We start from the raw sequence: 20906 nt of genomic DNA on the forward strand, positions 1-20906 counted from the left end.
TCACGCCCCCGTATTTGATAATCATTCTCATTATCAATTAGAACCGGCAGGCGATTTTTCGATCGAGGGGCTTTTCCTATCGATTCCGGGCACGGCGGCCCGTATTGTTCACGTCACTGTTCGGATTCGGCCGGGCGGAATTCCGCGTCCGCGCCGGCGGGCGGCGCCCCGTCGGGTGGCCGTCCGGCGCGGGCGAACGCCGCGTACCACGCATCGGTCTCGATCAGTTGCGCGTGCGTGCCGGTCGCCCGCACGCGGCCCGCGTCGAGCACGACGATCGTGTCGGCGGCCGCCGCCAGCGCCGGCTGGTGCGTGACGACGATGCGCGTGCGCTGCCCGCGCAGCGCGACGAGACTGTCGCGCACGCGCCGCGCGCTCAGTTCGTCGAGGCTCGCGGTCGGCTCGTCGAACATCAGCACCGGCGCCCGCGCGAGCAGCGCACGCGCCAGGCACGCCCGCTGGCGCTGCCCGCCCGACAGCACCTGCCCGCCCGGCCCCACGTCGGTGTCGAGACCGTCCGGCAGGCGCTCGGCGTCGCGCAGCAGGCCGACCGCGTCCAGCGCGGCGCGCAGCTCGGCATCGGTCGCGTCCGGTCGCCCCATCCGCACGTTCCACGCGAGGCTGCCGCGAAACAGCCCGTTGTCCTGGAACACGAGGTTGCGCGTCGCGGCGAGCGTCGCCTCGCTCAGGTGCCGCACGTCGGCGCGGCCGAGCAGCACGCGCCCGGCGCACGGATCGTCGAGCCGCGCGAGCAGGCCGAGCAGCGTGCTCTTGCCCGCGCCCGTGGGGCCGACGATCGCGACGAAGCCGCCCGCCGGGCAATGCAGGTCGATCCCGTCGAGCAGCGTCGCGCCGCCGGCCGACCGATAGCCGACGCGCAGCGCGTCGACGCTCGCGTCGTGTACCGGCGTGCCGCGCTCGGGGCTGTCGAAGCGCGGCGCGTGCAGCACCGCGAGCACCGTGTCGAGCGCGCGCCAGCCGCCGCGCAGCGCCTGATCGAGCTGCGTGAGTTGCGCGAGCGGCTCGATGAAGCGCACGAGCAGCACGAGCACCGCGACGGCCGTCGCCGCGTCGAGTCGGCCAGCCGCGACGGCCCACGCGCCGCCGATCAGCATCGCGACGAACACGCCCTGCACCGCGGCCGCGAATCCGAGCTCGAGCGGCAGCGAGCGCCGCATCAGCGCCCGCGTGCGGCGATGCTGTTCATCGAACGCGCGCTGCAACGCCGCGCGTGCTTCGCCGTCCTGGCCCGCGAAGCGCAGCAGCCCCTGATGCGCGGCGAAGGTCTGAAGCTGCACGGCCATCTCGCGATCGCCCGCGGCGCGCGCCTGTTCCAACCCGAGCGTGCGGGCGCCGCCGCGCTGCAGCAGCGCGAACAGCAGCACGGCCGCCGCCGCGAGGCACAGCGCGATGCGCCAGTCGATCCATGCAAGGCCCGCGACCACCGCGAGCGGCGTGACGGCCGCGCCGATCAACGGCCCGAGCAGGTGCGCGGGAATCCCCATCGCCTGCATCACCGGCCCGCGCAGCAACCCGGCCGGATGACTGTCGCGCACGGTCTGCCACGACGCGATGCGCGGCAGGTGTTGCACGAGGCGTTCGACGAGGCCTACGGCCAGCGCGCCGCCCGCGCGATAGCCGCCGCGTTGCGCGACGTACAGCACGAGCGCATGGCCCAGCGTCAGCGCGCCGAGCACGATCGTCCAGTGCAGCGCGGCCGTATGCGCGCCGGCGAACCACGCGCGGATCAACGGCACGAGCAGCAGCCCGCACGCGCCGTCGAGCAACGCGGCGGCCACCGCCCAGCCCAGCCCGCGCCACAGCGCGCGGCGCGTGTCGCGCGGCAGGCACTGCAAACGTTTGAGCGATTTCGTCATCATGCGGCCTCCCCGCCTGCGGCGCCGCGTTCGCGCCAGAGCCGCGCATACAGCCCACCCGCGGCCAGCAGCGCCGCATGCGTGCCGCGTTCGACGATGCGGCCGCGTTCCATCACGAGAATCTGGTCCGCGTGCCGGATCGCGTCGAGATCGTGGCTGACGATCACACGGGTACGCGTGTCGGCGCGCAGCGCGTTGCGCAACGCGCGCCCGGTTTGCGGATCGAGCGCCGACGCCGGTTCGTCGAGCAGCAGCAACGGCGCACGCGACAGCAGCGCACGCGCGATCGACAGCCGCTGCAGTTCGCCGCCGGACAGGCGCACGTCGCGCCCGCATACGCAGTCGTAACCGCCCGGCAATGCGTCGATGCGTGCGTCGAGACACGCCGCGCGCGCGGCGGCGCGAATCGCGTCGCGATCGGCGTCGGGTCGATAAAGCGCGATGTTCGCGGCAATCGACACGTCGAGCGCGCTCGCCTGCTGGAACACCATCGCAATCTGTTCGCGGCGCGTCTGCGAACTGACCAATCGCAGATCGGCGCCGCCGAGCCGCACCGTGCCGCGATCCGGGTCCATGAAGCGCGCGAGCAGCATCAGCAGCGTGCTCTTGCCCGCGCCGGACGGCCCGACGATCGCGGTGGTCGTGCCGGCCGCGAGCGTCGCGTCGATGTCGCGCAGGATCGGCTCGCCGTCGATGTCCACCTGCACGCCGCGCAGTTCGATCGACGCATCGCGCGGCGCCTGTGCCGCGCCGTCGGCGGGTTCCTGCAGGCCGGGCTGCGCAAGCAACGCATCGAGCCGCGCGGCGGCCGCGCGCGCGTCGCGCAGCGCATCGGCGCCATGACCGAGCGCACGCACCGGCGCCGCGACCGCCCAGATCAGCAGCGCGAACGCGCACAGCGTGCCGACCGGCAACTGCCCGGCCGTCAGCCACGTCGCGCCGAACACGACCCACGCGAGCAGCAACGGCGTGCCGAGCAGCACCTGCGTGCACGCGCCGAGGCCGCCGATGCGGCCGACCCACGCCGAGAACGCCCGCGAGAACTGCCCGCTCGACGCGAGCGCGGCCGCCTCGATGCCGGCGCCCGGATACTGCCGCACCAGCGCCGGGTTCTGCGCGAGCTGCGCGTAGTCGCCCATCAACCGTTCGAGCGCCGCGTTGCGTGCGGCGAAGGCCGGCGCGAAACGTGCCGAGCGCATCCAGCGGAACAGCGCCGCGCCGGCGACGAGCGGCACGAGCGCGAACGCGAGCAGCGCGGGATTCAGGTAAAGCAGGCACGCGAGCGCCGCGCACGGCACGACCACGAGCTGCGTGAGATCGGCCGGCGCATGCGCGACGAGCTGGTGCAGCGCGCGCACGTCCTGGTCGACGTGGCGCGCGACGCGGTCGCTGCCCGCGCGCGCGAACCAGCCGAGCGGCAAACGCTGCAGATGATCGGCGAGGCGCTTGCGCAGGCGATCGCCGAGATCGGCGTCGACGCGGTGCGTCAGGTGCAGCGCGACCGTCTGGCCGGCCAGCCAGAACGCACCGGCCGCCACGGCCGCGACGAGCCAGCCGCGCGCCGCCGTGTCGAGCTGCGCGCTCGCGCGCCATGCGTCGGCGAGATGCGCGAGCGCGAGCCACGGCACGAGCGACGCGATGCCGGCCAGCGCCTGCAACGCCACCGCCGCGACGAGCGGCACCGCGAACGGTCGCAACATCGAAAGCAACGGCCCCTTCATGCAGCACGCTCCAGCAGCATGCCGAGCGTCGCGGCGCGCGCATCGCCCGGCGGCTGCGCCGGAAAACCGAGTTGCGCGGTCAACTGCTGCCACACGCGCGCCACGTCGATGCTGCGCTGGTTGCACGCGTGCAGCCCTTCGCCGGACACGAGGCGATCGACGGCGCGCACGGCCGCCTGCGGCCAGCTGCGCGCATGAATCTCGCCCCACGTGTCCTGCGCGTCGTCGCAGATCTGGAGGCTCGGCAGGTCGTCGCCGGCCGGCTCGCCGAAGATCGGGAACAGGCCGTCCTCGTCCTGCGCCGGCTCGCGCAGCGCGGGCGCCCACCACAGCGGGCCGTGCGGCGACGCGAGCGTCCACGTGCCGGCGTCGGTCGTCAGCGTGATGCCGAACAGCATGCTCATCCGGCCGTCGTCGGCCGCCGCCATCTCGTTGTGCACGCGCAGCGACACCGGCGTTTCGGCGAGCACCATCGCGCATTCGCGCATCGACGACAACGCCGGCCCGATCGGTTCGACCGACCACGGCCCGACGCCCTGCAACGCGGCCGCGAGCACGTCGAGCGCCGCGTAGCTCGCCTGCACCGAGCACACCACGTCCGCATGCACCGGCGCGCTCGTCTCGCGCAGCCGCCGCGCGACCGCGATGAAACGCGCGACGACCGGCAGGTTCGGATAGAAGCTGTTGAGCAGGCAACGGCGGCCCTGGCGCGACGCGGTACGCAGCACGCCGGCCCATTCGTCGGGCAGCAGCGGATGCTCGATCACGACGTCGATCCCGCGTTCGAGCAGCCGGCAGGCCAGCGCGGCGCCCTCCGCGCCGCGGGCCGCGCCGCCGACGGCGACGCACGCGATGCGCACGTCGTCCGGCAACGCGTCGACGCGGTCGAACACCGGCGCCCCGACGCGCGCGGCCAATGCGGCCGTGCGCGCGCTGCCCTGGCCGAGGATGCCGGCGACGTGATACGAACCGGACGCCGCGAGGCCCGCCGCATAGAACTGACCGAAACGGGAGCCGGCCACGACGACCGGCAGCGGATGGACCTTCATCGTGCCTCCTTCAGGCGGGTATCGACGAACGCGGCGTTCAGGCAGTCGAAATGACCGCCGGGGATATCGACGGCCGTGATGCCGCCGAGCGCCTGCGCCGTCCAGTAGTCCGTGAGCGCCGCGCGCTGCTGCGGAATCAGCGGATTGCAGCGCTCCGGCACGAACAGCCGCAGCGCGCCCGCATACGGCGCATCGCCGGCCCAGTGGCACGCCTGCACCGAATGCATGAAGAGCCGGTAGAGCCGCTCGCGCTCGTCGAGCAGCGGATGCGCGACCGCGTCCTGCATCGACAGGCCGGCCGCCGCGCGCAACACGCGGCCGCGCAGCACGTCGAGCGGCTCGCAGCGATCGCCGAAGATCTCGAGCTGCGCCTGCAGGCTGCCCGGCGCGAGCCGCGTGGGGTCGGCCTTCAATGCGTCGGCGAGCGCGTCGGCCAGCACGTACGTTTCCGGAAACCCGAGTGCGTCGAGCGGCAGCCCGAGCGTCGCCGCGAAGTTGAACAGCACGAGCCGTTCATCCTCGATCAGGTACGGAATCCGGTAGCTCGACACGATGTCGAGCGTGCGCACCGTGACGCCCAACTGCACCAGCGACTTCGCCATTTCGAGCGCGACCAGCCCGCCCGAGCAATAGCCGAGCACGTCGACCTCGCGCACGCCGCTGCGCCACAGCGCATCCGCGTAACGCCGGCCCAGCGTCGCGTTCAGGTGACGCGCCGGCAGGTCGAGATAATCCTGCGCGTCGCGCACCGCGAAGCCGAGCACCGGGCCGAGCCGCGCGAGCGCCGGAAGCACCGGACGATACGCATGCACGGTGCCGAGCCCTTCGTGCACGATCACGCGCGGCACGCCGTCGCCGGGCGCGAGCGGAATCGGCCGCACGCCGGTGCGCACGCGCGGCGCCGGCGCATGGACGACCGCCGACCCATGCGCCGTGCGCGACGCGGCGGGCGCGGCCGTCGGCGTCGCGCTCGCCGGCTGTTCGCCCGCGTCGCGCAGGCATTGCGCGAACGCGGCGGGCGTCGGCTGCGCGAGCACCCAGCGCAACAGCCGGTCGAACGGATGCGCGTGCGCGAGCGGTTCCTCGCCGCGCAGCCGCGACACGAGTTGCGCGATCAGCAGCGAATCGCCGCCCGCGGCGAAGAAGTCCTGGTCCGGCGAGACGTTGCGCGTATCGAGCACGGTCTCCCACAAGCCGATCAGCCGCGCCAGCAACGGATCGGCTGCCGGTGCGGGCACCGCTCGCACCACGGCCGGCGCCGGCTCGCGGATATCGGCGATGCCGGCCAGCGTACGGCGGTCGATCTTGCCGTTCGCGGTCACCGGCAAACGTTCGAGCACGCGCAGTTGCGACGGCACCATGTAGCCCGGCACACGCTCGGCCACGAACGCCAGCAGCGTATCCGGCGCGATGCGCGCCGCGCCGCGCTTCACGTGGGCGAGCAGGATGTCGTAGCCGAGCGCGGCGAGCGGCGTGTCGGGCGCGACGCACCCGAGCGCGCGATCGCCCGCTTCCGCCTGCAGCCAGTCGAGCCACTGCGCATGCGGCACGAACAACCGCGCCGATGCGGCCCGCGCATCGTCCGGCGTCTCCATCATCAGCCCCTGGCTGATGCTGATTTCCGGATGCTCGGCCGTCAGTTCCTGGATCACCCACCACGCGTCGGGCGCCGACAGTGCGCGCAAGCCGGCAATCAGCGCGACCGTGTCGCGCGCATTGTTCAGCGCGCCGGAGCTGATCGTCATGTCGACCGAATGCGGCGCAATGCCCTGCGCGTCGCACGCCGCATTCATGTCGAAACGCACGAAGCGCATCCACGGATACGCAGCGAAACGCTCGCGCGCGGCCGCGAGGAAATAGCTCGACACGTCGCTGAACAGGTAATCGATGCGCGTCCCGGCTTCCACCAGCGGCGCGAGCGCCTCGACGATCGCCCGCGTCGCGGCGGCCGTGCCCGCGCCGATTTCGAGGATGCGCCACGCGCGCCGCGGTTCGCGTGCGACGACGGCGTGCACGGCCTGCGCCATCCCGCGATGCAGCGCGCGGGCGTGTTCGCCGTCGCTGTACATCGCTTCGGCGATATGCGAAGCCCCTTCCGGGAACATCAGGCCGGCCGGCGATACGCGGCCGTCGATCTGCGCGTCGAGGCATCCGGCACTGGCGCGGAAGTAATCGACGAGGACGGCCGGCCACAGCGCGGGCGATGCGTGCTGCGCGAATGCGTCCCAGCATGCACGCGCGTCGACGACGCTGGCATCGGGCCGCCTGCGCCAGCCGTCGTCCGCGTCCGCGTCCAGCACGCCATGTGTGACCAGCATCGCGAGCCAGTGGCGCAGCAGATGTCGTCGCGCCGCCGGCACACGCAGCCGCTCGCACAGCGTCGCGAAACCGGTCACGCCATCGGTCGTCAAGCCGCCGGCCGGCACGATCCACGCGGCGAGCGACGCCACGCACGCTGCGTCGAGCTGCGCGACCGAACGCGACACGTCCGCCTGCGCGGGCCAGCGTGCGGCGTCGAACGCCGTGCGCACGTGCGTTGCAATCTCGTGCAGCGCGTCGTCCTGCGCCGGCGGGGGCGCTTCCGCGCCCTGCAGCGACACGAAGCTCGCAAGCCGGCGCTCCGCGCCCTCGCCGAGCACGATCGTGGCCGCCGCGCCGACGAGCGGATGCGCGGTCAGCGCCGCATCGATCTCGGCGAGCTCGATCCGGTAGCCGCGAATCTTCACCTGATCGTCCTGCCGCCCGAGGAATTCGAGCGAGCCGTCGGCGCGCACGCGCCCGAGATCGCCGGTGCGATAAAGCCTGCGCCCGTCCGGATGACGAATGAAACGCTCGTCCGTCCGCACGGGATCGTTCGCGTAGCCCGTCGCAAGCCCGACGCCGCCGATATGGATCTCGCCGCGCACGCCCGGCGGGCACGGCCGGCCGAGTGCGTCGAGCACTTCCATCGTCTGCCCGGTCAGCGCGCGGCCGTACGGAATGCTCGCGAGCTGCGTATCTTCCGGACGGATCGGATGTTCGATCGACCAGATCGACGCTTCGGTCGCGCCGCCGAGGCTGAACAGCGCGCTGTCGGGCCAGCGACGCCACCAGCGGGCCGGCAGCGTCACCGGAATCCAGTCGCCCGACCACAGCACGCGGCGCGGGCCCGGCACGTCGAGCGCCGGTTCGCCTTCGAGGTAGTCGATCAGCATCTGCCCCTGTGCGGGCACCGAATTCCACAGCGTCACGCGATGGCGCGCCATCAGTTCGGCCCAGTGCGACGGATCGTTGCCGCGCGCCGGATCGGGCAGCACGATGCACGCGCCGCGCGCGGTCGCCCCGAAAAAATCGTAGACGGACAGGTCGAAGCTCAGTTCGGCCAGGCCCAGCACCACGTCGCCCGCGCCGACCGCATGCCGCGCGCTGATGTCGGCGAGCGTGTTGCACACCGCCGCGTGGCTCAGCATCACGCCCTTCGGCTCGCCGGTGGAGCCCGACGTATAGATCACGTAAGCCAATGCATCGGGAGCGATGTCGCATGCGGCGCGCGGCGGCCATTGCGGATCGATCGGCACCGCATCGATATCGATGCGCACGCAACCGTCATGGTCGAATGCGAGCGCCTGCACGCTGACGACCGCACGCACTCGCGCATTGCGCAGAATGGCCTGCTGCCGCAGCGCCGGCTGGCGGCTGTCGACCGGCACGTACGCGGCGCCCGCCTGGACGATCGCGAGCACGGCCGCGAGCTGGTGCGCGCACTTCGGCATCAGTACCGCGACGGTATCGCCCACGCCGACGCCCGCCTGTTCGAGCGCGGTACGCAGCGCCGCCGCCTGTTGCGCGACCTCGCGGTACGTGCGCGGCCCCCGTGCATCGATCACGACCGGCGCATCGGGCGTGCGCAGCGCCTGCGCGGCGAAACCGGCCGCGATATGCGTATCGGCATCCGGATGCACGTCGGCGACGGGCGCCGCGGACGGCAGCACGATGTCACCCTCACGCGACCACCATGCGGCATCGTCGGCCAGACGACCCAGCAGCGCGACATACGCATCGAACATCGCGGCCGGCATGCCGTCCGGAAACAGGTCGTCGCGCACGTCCCAGCCGATTTCCAGCCCGCCGAACTGGTCGGTCACCTGGCAGTCGAGCCACACCTGCGGCGTCTGGCTGATCATGGTGCGCGGCGGCGCGGCGCGCGCCGCGTGCCCCGCGTGCTCGCCGAGCAGGCGCTCGACACTGCCGATCCCGCTCGTGAACACCACCGGCATCAGCGTCGCATCCTTGCCGCGCCGCCGTGCGAGTTCGCGCATCACGTCGACGCCGGTGAACGCGCGATGGTCGAGATCGTCGAACATCCGCGCGCCGATCGTGCGGGCACGCTCGACGAAATCGCGCCCGTGCGTTGCGTCGACGGCGAGCAGGCTCAGCGCGGTGAAATCGCCGAGCACCGCATCGATGCGCGGATGCACGGGCGGACGGTTCAGCACCGTCAGGTTCAGGCAGAACGCCGGCGTCTGGCTCCAGCGGCCGACGACCTCGGCGAACGCGGCCAGCGCGACGCTCGCCGCGCTCAGCCCGAAACGGCTCGCCTGGCCGCTCAGCGCGGCCCATTGCGCGCGATCGAGCCGCGCATGCCGATGCGTGAAGCGCGGCCGCCCGTCGGTGCGCCTCGCGGGCACGACCGGCAGATCGGGACGCGCGGGCAACTCGTCGAGTCGAGCGAGCCACCATGCCTTGTCGCGCGCATGGTCCGCACGCGTGTCGGCCTGCGCTTCATGCAGCACATAGTCGCGAAACGTCGCATCGAGCGGCGCGGGCTGCCATTGCGGATCGTCGTAACGGCGCCGCCATTCGGCGAGCAGCAATTGCAGGCTCGCGTAGTCGATCAGCGTGAAATCCACGGACAGGTGCAGCACCGCCGCCTCCTGGCCGAGGCTCACTTCCGGCTGCAGCACCGGCCAGCGGTCGAGCGCATGCACCGCATGGTCGAGGCGCTCGCGCACGCGGCTCAGGTGCGCGTCGAAGGCGTTCGCGTCGGCCTCGCGCAGGTCGTGCACGGTGAGCGGCTGCCACGGCACGTCGGGCAGCACGCGTTGCCATGCGTTGTCCTCGACGATCGCGCGCAGCATCGGATGGCGCGCGACGCACGCATTCCACGCGGCTTCGAAGCGCACGCAGTCGAGATCCTGCGGTTCGTCGTATTCGACGTACAGGTGGCATGCGCTGCCGCCGAACTCGAACGATTCGTGGCGACCGAGCACATACGCGGCCTGCACCGGCGTCAGCGCGAACCGTTCGTGCCGGTGCGCCGGATCGTCGCGCCATGCGCCGTTCCGAAGGAAGCGGACGAACGCATCGCGTTCGGCCTTGATGCGCGCGGCGAGATCCGCATCGAGCGCGCCGGCCGGCGCGCGATAGCGCAACTGGCCGCCGTCGTCGCACCACAGTTCGATCCGCCGTTCGCGGCAGAGGTCGAGCACGTCGTCGAAACTCACAGCACGCCCTCCTCGATCGTCGCGACCGCTGCGTCGCCGTCGGCCGGCGCCGCCGGCGTCAGTTCGTCGAGCTGCGCCGCGAGACCGGCGAGTGTCGGCTGCCGGTAGAACGCGGCCATCCCGATCCGCACGCCGAGCCGCTCGCGCAGTTGCGCGAGCAGGCGCGTCGCGAGCAGGCTGTCGCCGCCGAGCGCGAAGAACGTCGCGTCGCGCGCGTTCGCCGCGCGGCCGAGCGCCTGTTCCCAGCAGGCGAGCAATATCGCGTGCCGCTCGCCGGCCGGCACGAATGCGTCGTGCGCGGCCGGCGTGTCGCCGAGTGCGCGCGCGAGCGCCTCCCCGACTGTCCGGCGATCGATCTTGCCGTTCGCGTTGAGCGGCCAGCGCGGCACGCACCACAGCGCATCGGGACGCATCGCGTCGGGCAAGCGGTCGCGCAACCAGTCGGCCAGCGCCGCCTGCGCGATCGGCTCGCCGACCCGGCGCGCGTCGAGGCAGGCGAACGCCGTCGAGCGCCAGCTGCGCGCATCGAGCGCAAAGCCGCACGCGTGGGCGGCCGCCGCGAGCGCGTCGTCGGGGAACGGCCGCGGCGGCGACGTATCGCCCGCGACGCTCGCGACGAGTTCACGCAGCGGCGAATCGCGCAGCACGTCGGCGAGCAGCAGGCGGCCGTCCCGCGCGAGCAGCGCGGCCGCGATCCGGAACGTGTCGCGCGGATCGTCGCGCAGGTGCGCGGCCGCGAAACTGATCACGCAATCGAATGCGCCGAGATGACGTGCGGGCAGCAAGCCGTCCTGCATCGTCTGCAATGCGGGCAGCGTTCGCGTGAAGCGTGCCTGCGCGTTGTGCAGCAGGCCCGGCGACACGTCGAACAGCGTGACGTCGAAGCGCGGATCGTCGAGCACGCCGAGCCCCGCATCGAGCGCCTGGCCCGCGCGTGCATCGAGCACCGCGATGCGCAGCGCACCCGTGTGCGCCGCGGCCTGCGCGTCCAGCGCGGCGGCGAACTCGCGCAGCGCACGAACGCCGTCCGGCAAGCGCGTCGCGAACGCGAGCGGCGCCACGCACGGGTCCAGCGGCACGCGTTGCGCGGCGGTCTCCGGATCGGCGGCGAGCGCGCGCAGCGCGGCCGTCAGAGCGTCGAGATCGGTTGCCTGCCAGGCGAGCCGGTCGAGCGCGTCGTCGATCGGGATCGATGCGGCGCCCTTTGCGCGCCCGTGCGCGAGCGGCGGCGGCGGCAGGCCCGCGTCGCCGTCGAGCAGCCGGGCGGCGACGGCGTGCGCGACGGCCGTTTCCGCCGGCATCGTGTCGACCATGTCGACTGCCGCGAGCAACGATGGCGCGGTGTCCGCCGCCGCGCAGTCGGCCGGCACGAACGCCGCGACGATGCGCGCGGCCTCGCCGTGGACGACGCTCGCACATGCGCCGTCGATCAACGGATGCGCGGCGAGCGCCGCTTCGATCTCGCCGAGTTCGATCCGGTGCCCGCGCACCTTCACCTGTCGATCCTCGCGGCCGAGGAATTCGAGCGTCCCGTCCGGCCAGTAGCGGCCGCGGTCGCCGGTGCGATACCAGCGGCCCGACGCGTGCTGCACGAAACGCTGCGCGGTCAGCTCGGGATCGTTCCGGTAGCCGCGCGCGAGACTGTCGCCACCGATCAGCAATTCGCCCGGCACGTAATCGGGCACATCGCGTCCGTCGCCATCGACGACGCGATACGCCTGCCCCGGCAACGGCCGGCCGTACGGAATCGAACGCCAGTGCGGCGGCACGTCGCGCACCGTCTGCACGTTCGACCAGATGCCGGCCTCGGTCGCGCCGCCGAGCGCGTGGAACGCACAGGCGTCGCCGCAGCGCTCGCGCAGGCGCGCCGGCAGGTCGAGCGCGATCCAGTCGCCGGACAGCAGCGCCGCGCGCACGCTGCGGCACGCGTCGCGCGCCGCCGGCACGGCCAGCGCCATTTCCAGCAGCGCGGGCGCCGAGTTCCACAGCGTCACGCGGTGCTGCGCGATCAGTTCGATCCAGCGTGCCGCATCGCGCGCTTCGTCCTGCGTCGGCAGCACGAGCTGCGCACCGGCGCCCAGCGCGCCGAACAGGTCGTACACCGACAGATCGAAATCGAGCGCCGACACCGCCAGCAGCCGGTCGTCCGCGCGCACGCCGAGCAGCGCATCGATCGCATCGATCGTGTTGACGGCCGCCGCGTGCGTCATCTGGACGCCCTTCGGCACGCCCGTCGAACCGGACGTGTAGATCACGTAAGCCGTCGCCCGCGGCGCGACCTCGAGCGGCGCGGCCAGCGGCGCATGCCGCAGCAGCGCGGCGATGCCGACATGTGGCAGCGGCCCGTCCGCGCAGGCGGTGTCGACGATCGCAGCCTTCACGCCCGCCGCGCGCTCGATCAGCGCCTTGCGCGCGACCGGCTGCGCGATGTCGAGCGGCACGTAGCACGCGCCGGCCGCCAGCACGCCGAATACGGCCGCGACCTGCTCGGGCCCGCGCGGCAAGCTGATCTCGACGGCATCGCCGTGCCCGATCCCGGCCGCGCGCAACCCGCCCGCGATCGCGAGCGCCTGCGCGGCCAGTTCGCCGCGCGTCACCGCGCGATCGCCGCACCGCACGGCGACGGCGGCCGGCTCGCGTGCGGCCAGCGCGAAGAAATCGTGATGCAGCGTGCGCGCACGGCCGGGGGCCGGCAACGCGTTGAGCGCATCGCGCACGCGCCGCTGCGCGGACGGCAACTCGACCGCGATCGGCAGCCGCCAGTCGCGATCGCACAGCGCCTGCACGAACGCGACATACGCGCCGAACATCGCGTCGATCATCCCGTCCGGAAACAGGCCGTCGACGCTGTCCCACGCAAGCAGCGCGCCGCCCGGCACGCGATAGAGCTGATGATCGAGCCATACCTGCGGCGTCTGCGAAATCATGTCGTGCAGATCGCCGAACACCTGCGCGAACGCAGCGGGCACGAACGGCTCGTCGCCGAGATTGCACGAGAACACGACCGGCGCCGCGCGCGGCGTGCCCTGCCGACGCGCATCGCGCAGCACGTCGAGCGCCGGATACGCGGCCTGCGCGATCGCACCGTGCAGCCGCTGCTGGAACGCCCGCACCGTGTCGGCCGCGCTCGCATCGGCGTGCACGTCGCATTCGACGAGCAACAGCGTCGTGAAATCGGCGATCACGCGGCCCAGATCGGGCGCATCGCCGTGCCGGTCGAACAGCGGCACGTTGAGCAGGAACGCCTGCCGGCCGCTCCAGCGCGCGAGCACCGCCGCGAATGCCGCACCGAACACCGACGACAACGTGACGCCATGCTGCGCGGCCCGCGCCTGCAGGCGCGTCAACTCGTCCGTGCTCAGCGTATGCGCGACGCGGCTGAAACGCGGCGCACGGATCGTTTCCGGCGCACGGGCGAGCGGCAGCGCCGGCCCTTCCGGCAGCGTCGCGAGCCGCGCCTGCCATGCGTCGCGCGCCGCGGCCCGCGCATCGCGCGTATCGGCCGCGCGACGCGCGAGCCAGGCCGGGAACCACGTCGACGGCGCAGCCGGCAGCGCCGACGGCTCGGCATAGGCGACGCCGATCTCCTGCATCAGCAGCCGCACGCTGTCCACGTCGGCCGCGAGCAGGTCGACGCTCAGCCACACGCGATCCTCGCCGCCGGGCATCTGCGCGAGCCCCATCATGAACACTTGCGCGTGCTCGACGTCGAGACATTCGTGCGAGCGGAATGCGCGCAGCGACGCCCATTCGGCTTCCGCTTCGGCCGCCGTCCGGTCGCGCCAGTCCGCGTGCGCGAACACCGGCGCGTCCGGCGCCGCGACGATCTGCTGGCGGCCGCCGTCGAAGCGCGCGCGCAGCATCGGATGACGCTCGCGCACGCGCCGGCACGCGGTGTCCAGCCGAACCGGATCGATCGCGCGGCTGCGGAATTCGAGAAACGCGTGGCAACTTACGTTGCCGAGCACCTCGCCGTCGCCGCGGCCGAGCCAGTACGCCTGCTGCACCGCGGACAACTCGAACGGCGCGTGCACGTCGACGGCTTCGGCCGCGACGACGGCTTCCGCCCGCGCGATGCGCGGCGCAGTCGCGAGCAACGCGGTCCACGCGCCGAGCGTCGGCGTACGCGCGAGCGCGTCGAAGGTCAGCGCATGACCGAGCCGGTTCAAGCGCGTCTGCAGATACATCAACCGGATCGAATCGAGGCCGCAGCTCAGCAGGTCCTCGTCATCGTCGAGCGACGCGATCTCGTCGACGGCTTCGTCGAGCAGCTCGGCGATCAGCGCAACGAGCCGCGCGCGACAGTCAGTGGGAGAACAACAGGAAGGATCGGAATGGTCGGTAGTGGAATCGACAACGGTCTGGCTCATGGGCACGCCTTGTATGGGTCGTTCGACGGCGGATCCGCGCGGCGGCGGCCACCTGTGAATGAGAATCTATCTCATTAACACCCATGAGCCCGGTCGATTCCTTTAGGCGGCCGGTCAGTTGTTTTAGATCGCCGCGCCCGTCAATTCCTCGTGATCCATTGCGTTGGGCGACACGCGAATATCGCTCGGCGAAATGCCGTAGCGCTTGCGGAACGCGATCGAAAAATGCGCGGGGCTGTAGCCGACGCGGTACGCGACGGTCGACACGTTCGCATCCTCCGCGCACAGCATCGCGTGCGCGGTCCGCAGCCGGTATTCCTGCAGATACGCGTACACGCTCGTGCCGAACACCTTGCGGAAGCCGGCCGTCAGCTTGCGCGAATTCATCCCGACGCGGCCCGCGAGCGCGTCGAGCGTCGGCGGGTGCTGGAGCTCGCGCGTCAGGATGTCGCTCGCCGCATACACGCGCTCGACATCCGACGACGTGACCCGCACGTCGGCCGGCGCGGACTGCCGCTGCGTGGCCAGCAACTGCGCGCTCAGCGCGGTCAGCTCGAACGCCTTCGCCTTCAGGTAGTACTCGCGCACCGCACCCTCGAACGGGCAAGTGGCGATCTGCACGGCGAGCGCCTGCAGCGCCTTCGACGCCGGGCAACTGACGATGCGCGGATCGCCGCCCGTCGGCGCGAGCATCTTCTCCGGCAGCAGGCTCAGGTTGCGGTCGAGCGCGTCGAGGCCGAGCTGCACGATCGTGTAGCGCAGCGGCACGTCGCGGTCGTAGATCTGGTGGGTCGTGAATTCGCCGTCGTTGGCGATCACGCACAGGCCCGGCCCCTTGATGCATTGCTCGGGCTGGCCCGGCACGCGGCAGCGCAACTGCCCGCTCTGCACGAGGACGAGCTTCAGCCCTTTTTCGAGCGGCTCCTCGTACCAGTCGCGGCTATCCGAGCACAGCGTGCCGCTCATGAGTTTCATGCCCGTGTCGATGTGCACCACACCCGGATGATTGCCGGGCACGAGCACCGGCGGGTGACGTCGTGACGAAGCGAAGGAGGTCGATCTCATCGGAGGTCCGTTGGTTAGGCGGCACGCGCGGACCGGCGCGCGCCGGCGGCAACCGGCCGATTGTCCGGCCGGACCGGGCGGGTGCCGCGCGACCGGCGCCCGATCGAACGAAATTGCCGCGATATCGAAAGAAACGGCGCTATCGCAGCACCTGTTACAAATGATAATACCTCTCATTTACATTTTCTGACAACTTGCCGGAACCCAAGGTCAGCGCATGCAATCCTCCCCTTCCTCCCTGGCGGCGGCCGTGCCGGCCGACGCGCCCGACTGGCCCGACGACTTCGCGCGCCGCTACCGCGACGCCGGCTACTGGCAGGACACGACGTTCTTCGACGCGCTCGATGCCTGCGCGCAGCGCCATCCCGACGCGCTCGCCGTCGTCGACGGCGCGCTGCGGCTGTGCTATCGCGATCTGCTCGCGCGCATTCGCCGCCTCGCGGGCGGCCTCGCGCGCCTCGGCCTGGTACGCGGCGACGCGGTCGTCGTCCAGTTGCCGAACGGCGCGCGCTTCATCGAGACGTGCTTCGCGCTGTTCCAGCTCGGCGTGCGGCCGGTGCTCGCGCTGCCCGCGCACCGTCACTACGAGATCGGCGCGTTCTGCCGCTTCGCCGGCGCGCGTGCTTATCTCGGCGCGTCGCAGCTCGGCGATTTCGACTGCCGGCCGCTCGCGGCCGCCTTGCAGGCCGAGTGCCCGACGCTCGAGCACATCGTGATGGCCGGCGACGACCACGCATTCACGTCGTTCGACGCGCTGTACGACGCGGCGCCCATGCTCGACTGCGCGGCGCGCGCCGACGATATCGCGTGCTTCCAGTTGTCAGGCGGCACGACCGGCACGCCGAAGCTGATTCCGCGCCGCCATCGCGAATACCTGCACAACGTGCGCGCGTGCAGCGCCGCGAGCGGGTTCGATGCCGACACCGTCTATCTGGCCGCGCTGCCGATGGCGCACAACTTCACGCTGTGCTGCCCCGGCACGATCGGCGCATTGCTCGCGGGCGGCCGGGTGGTGACGACCGCGCGGCCCGAGCCCGACCAGAGCTTCGCGCTGATTGCGCAGGAACGTGTCACGCATACCGCGCTCGTGCCGCCGCTCGCGCTGCTGTGGCTCGACGAGCAGCCGCAACGGCAGGCCGACCTGTCGAGCCTGCGCGTGCTGCAGGTCGGCGGCGCGCGGCTGATGGACCACGCGGCCGAACGCGTGACGCCCGTGCTCGGCTGCCGGTTGCAGCAGGTGTTCGGCATGGCCGAAGGGCTGATCTGCTGCACGCGGCTCGACGACGCGCCCGAACGGATCGCGCACACGCAGGGCCGCCCGGTCTCGGACGGCGACGAAGTGCGCATCGTCGACGCAACCGGCGCACCGGTCGCGCCCGGCGAGATCGGCGAACTGCAGGTACGCGGCCCGTACACGATCCGCGGCTACTACCGGCTCGCGGCGCACGACGCGACGGCATTCACGGCCGATGGCTTCTATCGCAGCGGCGACCGCGTGCGGCGCACCGCGGACGGCGACCTGGTCGTCGAAGGCCGCGACAAGGACCAGATCAACCGCGGCGGCGAGAAAGTCTCGGCCGAAGAAGTGGAAAACCTGCTGCTCGCGCATCCGCAGGTGCACGACGCGGCGGTCGTCGCGATGCCCGATCCGATGCTCGGCGAGCGGACCTGCGCGTTCGTCGTCGCGCGCGCGCCTGCCCCGTCCCGACTCGTGCTGAAACGCTACCTGCGCGACTGCGGGCTCGCGGCCTTCAAGATCCCCGACCGCATCGAATTCATGCCGCGCTTTCCCGAAACCGGCATCGGCAAGACCAGCAAGAAATCGCTGCGCGACCTGTTGCGCCGCCAGTTGCAGGCGGCCGCATGAGCGCGCACCCGACCGATTCGAACTGGATTCGCGAGTTGCGGCTGTCGCCGTGCCCGCGTGCGCAGCTCGTCTGCTTCCCGCACGCGGGCGGCACCGCGAATTTCTTTCGCGGCTGGAGCCGTGCGCTGCCGTGGGACGTCGATCTGCTCGCGCTGCAGTATCCGGGCCGCGAGGAACGCTTCGGCGAGCCGTGCCTGCCCTCGATCGAAGCGCTCGCCGGCCCCGCCGCCGACGCGCTGCAACGCTATGCGCACGCGCCGCTCGTGCTGTTCGGGCACAGCCTCGGCGCGGCGCTCGCGTACGAGGTCGCGGTACGGCTCGAGGCGCGCGGCGCCGCGCCGCTTTACGTGGCGGTGTCCGCACTGCCGCCGCCGCATCGCCAGCGCGCATCGGATCTGCACCTGCAATCCGACGCCGCGCTCGTCGGCGACGTCGCCCGGCTGTCCGGCGAGCACGCCGCGCTGCTCGCCGATCCGGAAATGCGCGCGATCTACCTGCCGATGATCCGCCACGACTACCGCGCGATCGAAACGTATCGGCGCGAGCGGCCGCCGCGCATCGATGCGCCGCTCGGCGTGATGCTGCCGCTCGCCGATACCGAGCTCGACAGCGACGAGGCGCATGCGTGGCAGGACGTCGCGGCGCGGCCGATCCGCGTCGAGACGTTCAACGGCGACCACTTCTACCTGCGACACCAATACCCGGCGGTGATCGCACATCTGGTCGAACGGATCGACCAATCCCTTCGTTACGGAAAGGAGTACACATGAAAACACCGGACGCCTGCACGGGGCTTCCCGACATTCGCGAAGCCATCGATCGTCTGGACGCCGACATCATCGACGCGCTCGGCCGGCGCATGCAGTACGTGAAAGCCGCGTCGCGCTTCAAGCCGGACGAAGCGAGCATCGCCGCGCCGGAACGGGTGGCCGCGATGCTGCCCGACCGGCGCCGCTGGGCCGAGCAGGCCGGCCTCGACGCCGACTACGTCGAGACGCTGTTCGCCCAGCTCATCGCGTGGTACATCGCGCAGCAAACGCAATACTGGCGACAACAGCGGGGGCTCGCATGAACGCCGGCCTTCCGCTGCTGCACGACACGTTCGCGCGTGCGGCCCGCCGCGCCGCCGCCACCGGCACGCCGACGCTCGCGTCGGTCTCGGTGCCGCTGCGCCCGCTCGACTTCTGCGACCTGATCGCCGCGTGGGACGACGGCGCGACGCCATGGTGCTTCCACGAAGCCGGCGATGCGTCCGTCACGCTCTACGGCTGGGACTGCGCGGCCGAACTGAGCGCCACCGGCGACACGCGCTTCGCGCAGATCGATGCGCGCTGGCGCGCCCTCGTGCGCGACGCGGTCACGGCGGGCCCGCAGCCGCCGCGGCTGGTCGGCGGCTTCCGGTTCGATGCGCAAGGCCCGCGCAGCGCGCACTGGGCATCGTTTCCCGATGCGAGCATGATGCTGGCGAAGCTGCTGATCGTGCGCGAAGGCGATGCGCACTGGGCCGTCTGCCAGCAGGTCGTCGCCGCTCACGACGATCCGGCCGCGCTCGCGCATGCGTGCCTCGCGCGGATCGAGTCGCTCGGCGCGCTTGCGCCGGCCGCGGAAGACGACGCGCCGCAACTGCTGCACACGCAGGCGCTGCAGGCCAGCGAATGGCAGCACGAAGTCCGCCGTGCGGTGGATGCGATCCACGACGGCGCGTTCGGCAAGGTCGTGCTCGCCCGCGACGTGCTCGAACAGTACGCACGGCCCGTCGCGATCGCGCCGCTGCTGCGCCGGTTGCGACGGCGCGACGCGCATGCGCACCTGTTCGCGGTCCGTCGCGACGGGGCGTGCTTCGTCGGCGCGACGCCGGAACGGCTCGCGCGTGTCGCGGCCGGCGACGTGCGCACGCATGCGCTGGCCGGTACGATCCGGCGCGGCGCCACGCCCGACGACGATCGCGCACTCGGCGCCGCGCTCATGGCGTCCGCGAAGGAACGGCTCGAGCATGCGCTCGTCGTCGACGCCATCCGTGCCGCGCTCGCGCCGCTGTCGCGTGAGCTCGACGTGCCCGATCAACCGTCGCTGCACCGGTTGCCGAAGCTTCAGCACCTGAGCACGCCGATTCGCGCGACGCTGAATGCGGAGGCGACGCTGTTGCAGGTCGTCGCGGCGCTGCACCCGACGCCGGCGGTCGCCGGCCATCCGCGCGCGCCGGCGCTCGACCATATCCGTGCGCACGAAGGCTTCGATCGCGGCTGGTATGCGGCGCCGATCGGCTGGATCGACGCGCACGGCAACGGCGATTTCATCGTCGCGCTGCGTTCGGCGCTGATCGCGGGCGGCGCGTGCCGGCTGTTCGCGGGCTGCGGCATCGTCGCCGATTCCGAGCCGGTCAACGAATATCAGGAAACCGAACTGAAGCTGTCCGGCATGCGGGCGGCGATCCGCGTGCGCGAGGCGGCGGCGGAGCGTCCGGGCCGCACGCAGGCGTCGGCTTCGTCGATGGTCGACTGATCGCGTCGACGATCAAAGCAATGGCAGCGTTTGCCGGATATGCCCGGCGAATGCTGCCGTCAGATGCGACGGCCGCTTCCGGTCGAACCTCAGCGTAATGCCCACCGCCGGCAACGGCGGCAAGCGCGGATCGCCGTGGACGATCGCGAGGTCGGCCGGCACGGCCGTCTGCGTCATCACCGCGAACGCCTGCCCCGAGCGCACCAGCGCGATCAGCCCGGCGAGACTGCTGCTCGCATACGCGACGCGGTAGTCGCGGCCGGCGCGATTCAACGCGTCGCAGGCCGCGAGGTGATCGAGCGTGTCGCGATCGGACAGCGCGAGCGGCAACGGATCGAAATGCGCGGGTTCGAGCCCCGGATAACCGATCCAGACCAGCGGCTCGCGGCGAATGACGTCGTCGGTCGCGCCGTCGTCCGGCACGGAAATCATCGCCAGATCGACCGCGCGCTTCTCCAGGTGTTCGACGAGCCGCGGCGTCGGCCCGCAGACGACTTCGACGATCGCCTGCGGATGCTGGCTCGAAAACTGCCGCAGCAGCGACGGCAGCCACACTTCGGCGTAATCGTCGGGGCACCCGAACCGGATCGTCCCCGACAGCCCCGTGCCGCACAGGTCGGCCATCGCCTCGTCGTGCAGCCGCAGGATGCGCTGCGCGTGCACGAGCAGCCGCTCGCCCGGATGCGTCAGCACGACGCCACGGCCGGTGCGCTGGAACAACGGCTGGTCGACCGCTTCCTCGAGCCGCTTCATCTGCTGGCTGAGCGCGGATTGCGTGCGGCCGACGCGCGCGGCCGCGCGGCTCAGCGCGCGCACCTCGGCGATCACGACGAACGAGCGCAGCAGGTCGATGTCGAGCGAAAGCGCCAAGGTATTAGCTCCTTTTCTACCTTGCATTAGGACTATTCGTTTCCATCAAACCAGACCCGCGCCTAGACTGCAAGCGATCCCTGCCCTTTTGCCGGAGCCGCC

The 20906-nt window shown here is 71.7% G+C and carries 11 protein-coding genes; 4 read left to right on the top strand and 7 right to left on the bottom strand.

What is annotated here, in order from left to right; all coding sequences use genetic code 11:
* Window positions 1–113 precede the first annotated feature (113 nt).
* From MMB92_RS03510 to MMB92_RS03535, 6 genes are all read right to left on the bottom strand, one after another.
* Window positions 114–1877 (bottom strand): ABC transporter ATP-binding protein, encoded by a 1764-nt coding sequence (locus tag MMB92_RS03510; protein WP_277562547.1) that lies wholly within the window; start codon window positions 1875–1877, stop codon window positions 114–116.
* The gene (locus tag MMB92_RS03515) at window positions 1877–3598 is read right to left on the bottom strand and encodes an ABC transporter ATP-binding protein (protein ID WP_034202021.1); all 1722 of its coding nucleotides are present in this window, start codon (window positions 3596–3598) and stop codon (window positions 1877–1879) included. The genes MMB92_RS03510 and MMB92_RS03515 overlap by 1 nt, the downstream gene beginning before the upstream one ends.
* Window positions 3595–4647 (bottom strand): Gfo/Idh/MocA family oxidoreductase, encoded by a 1053-nt coding sequence (locus tag MMB92_RS03520; protein ID WP_059721902.1) that lies wholly within the window; start codon window positions 4645–4647, stop codon window positions 3595–3597. The genes MMB92_RS03515 and MMB92_RS03520 overlap by 4 nt, the downstream gene beginning before the upstream one ends.
* Window positions 4644–10130 (bottom strand): non-ribosomal peptide synthetase, encoded by a 5487-nt coding sequence (locus MMB92_RS03525; protein ID WP_277562524.1) that lies wholly within the window; start codon window positions 10128–10130, stop codon window positions 4644–4646. Before MMB92_RS03525 ends, MMB92_RS03520 begins: the two co-directional genes overlap by 4 nt.
* Window positions 10127–14500, bottom strand: coding sequence for an amino acid adenylation domain-containing protein (locus MMB92_RS03530; protein WP_277562525.1), 4374 nt, complete (start codon window positions 14498–14500; stop codon window positions 10127–10129). The genes MMB92_RS03525 and MMB92_RS03530 overlap by 4 nt, the downstream gene beginning before the upstream one ends.
* A gap of 123 nt (window positions 14501–14623) precedes the next feature.
* Window positions 14624–15565, bottom strand: a complete 942-nt coding sequence (locus MMB92_RS03535; protein ID WP_046338026.1) for an AraC family transcriptional regulator — start codon at window positions 15563–15565, stop codon at window positions 14624–14626.
* Between the two features lie 217 nt (window positions 15566–15782).
* Between MMB92_RS03535 and MMB92_RS03540 the strand changes: the two genes are divergently transcribed.
* Genes MMB92_RS03540 through MMB92_RS03555 form a run of 4 tightly spaced genes read left to right on the top strand, consistent with a single transcriptional unit; the run spans window position 15783 to window position 19934 of the window.
* On the top strand, window positions 15783–17432 hold the full coding sequence (locus tag MMB92_RS03540) for an AMP-binding protein (protein ID WP_059721897.1): 1650 nt from the start codon (window positions 15783–15785) through the stop codon (window positions 17430–17432).
* On the top strand, window positions 17429–18202 hold the full coding sequence (locus MMB92_RS03545) for an alpha/beta fold hydrolase (protein ID WP_277562526.1): 774 nt from the start codon (window positions 17429–17431) through the stop codon (window positions 18200–18202). The genes MMB92_RS03540 and MMB92_RS03545 overlap by 4 nt, the downstream gene beginning before the upstream one ends.
* A complete protein-coding gene (locus tag MMB92_RS03550; protein ID WP_006484772.1) occupies window positions 18199–18504 on the top strand; it encodes an isochorismate lyase in 306 nt (101 codons plus the stop codon). Before MMB92_RS03545 ends, MMB92_RS03550 begins: the two co-directional genes overlap by 4 nt.
* A complete protein-coding gene (locus MMB92_RS03555) occupies window positions 18501–19934 on the top strand; it encodes an isochorismate synthase (RefSeq protein WP_006484730.1) in 1434 nt (477 codons plus the stop codon). Before MMB92_RS03550 ends, MMB92_RS03555 begins: the two co-directional genes overlap by 4 nt.
* Window positions 19935–19946: 12 nt before the next feature.
* Here MMB92_RS03555 and MMB92_RS03560 read toward each other — a convergent pair whose 3' ends face one another.
* The gene (locus MMB92_RS03560) at window positions 19947–20831 is read right to left on the bottom strand and encodes a LysR family transcriptional regulator (RefSeq protein ID WP_084751703.1); all 885 of its coding nucleotides are present in this window, start codon (window positions 20829–20831) and stop codon (window positions 19947–19949) included.
* Window positions 20832–20906 lie beyond the last annotated feature (75 nt).

This window comes from Burkholderia sp. IO2 (genome assembly GCF_029522185.1).
In the GTDB taxonomy this organism is placed as follows: domain Bacteria; phylum Pseudomonadota; class Gammaproteobacteria; order Burkholderiales; family Burkholderiaceae; genus Burkholderia; species Burkholderia cenocepacia.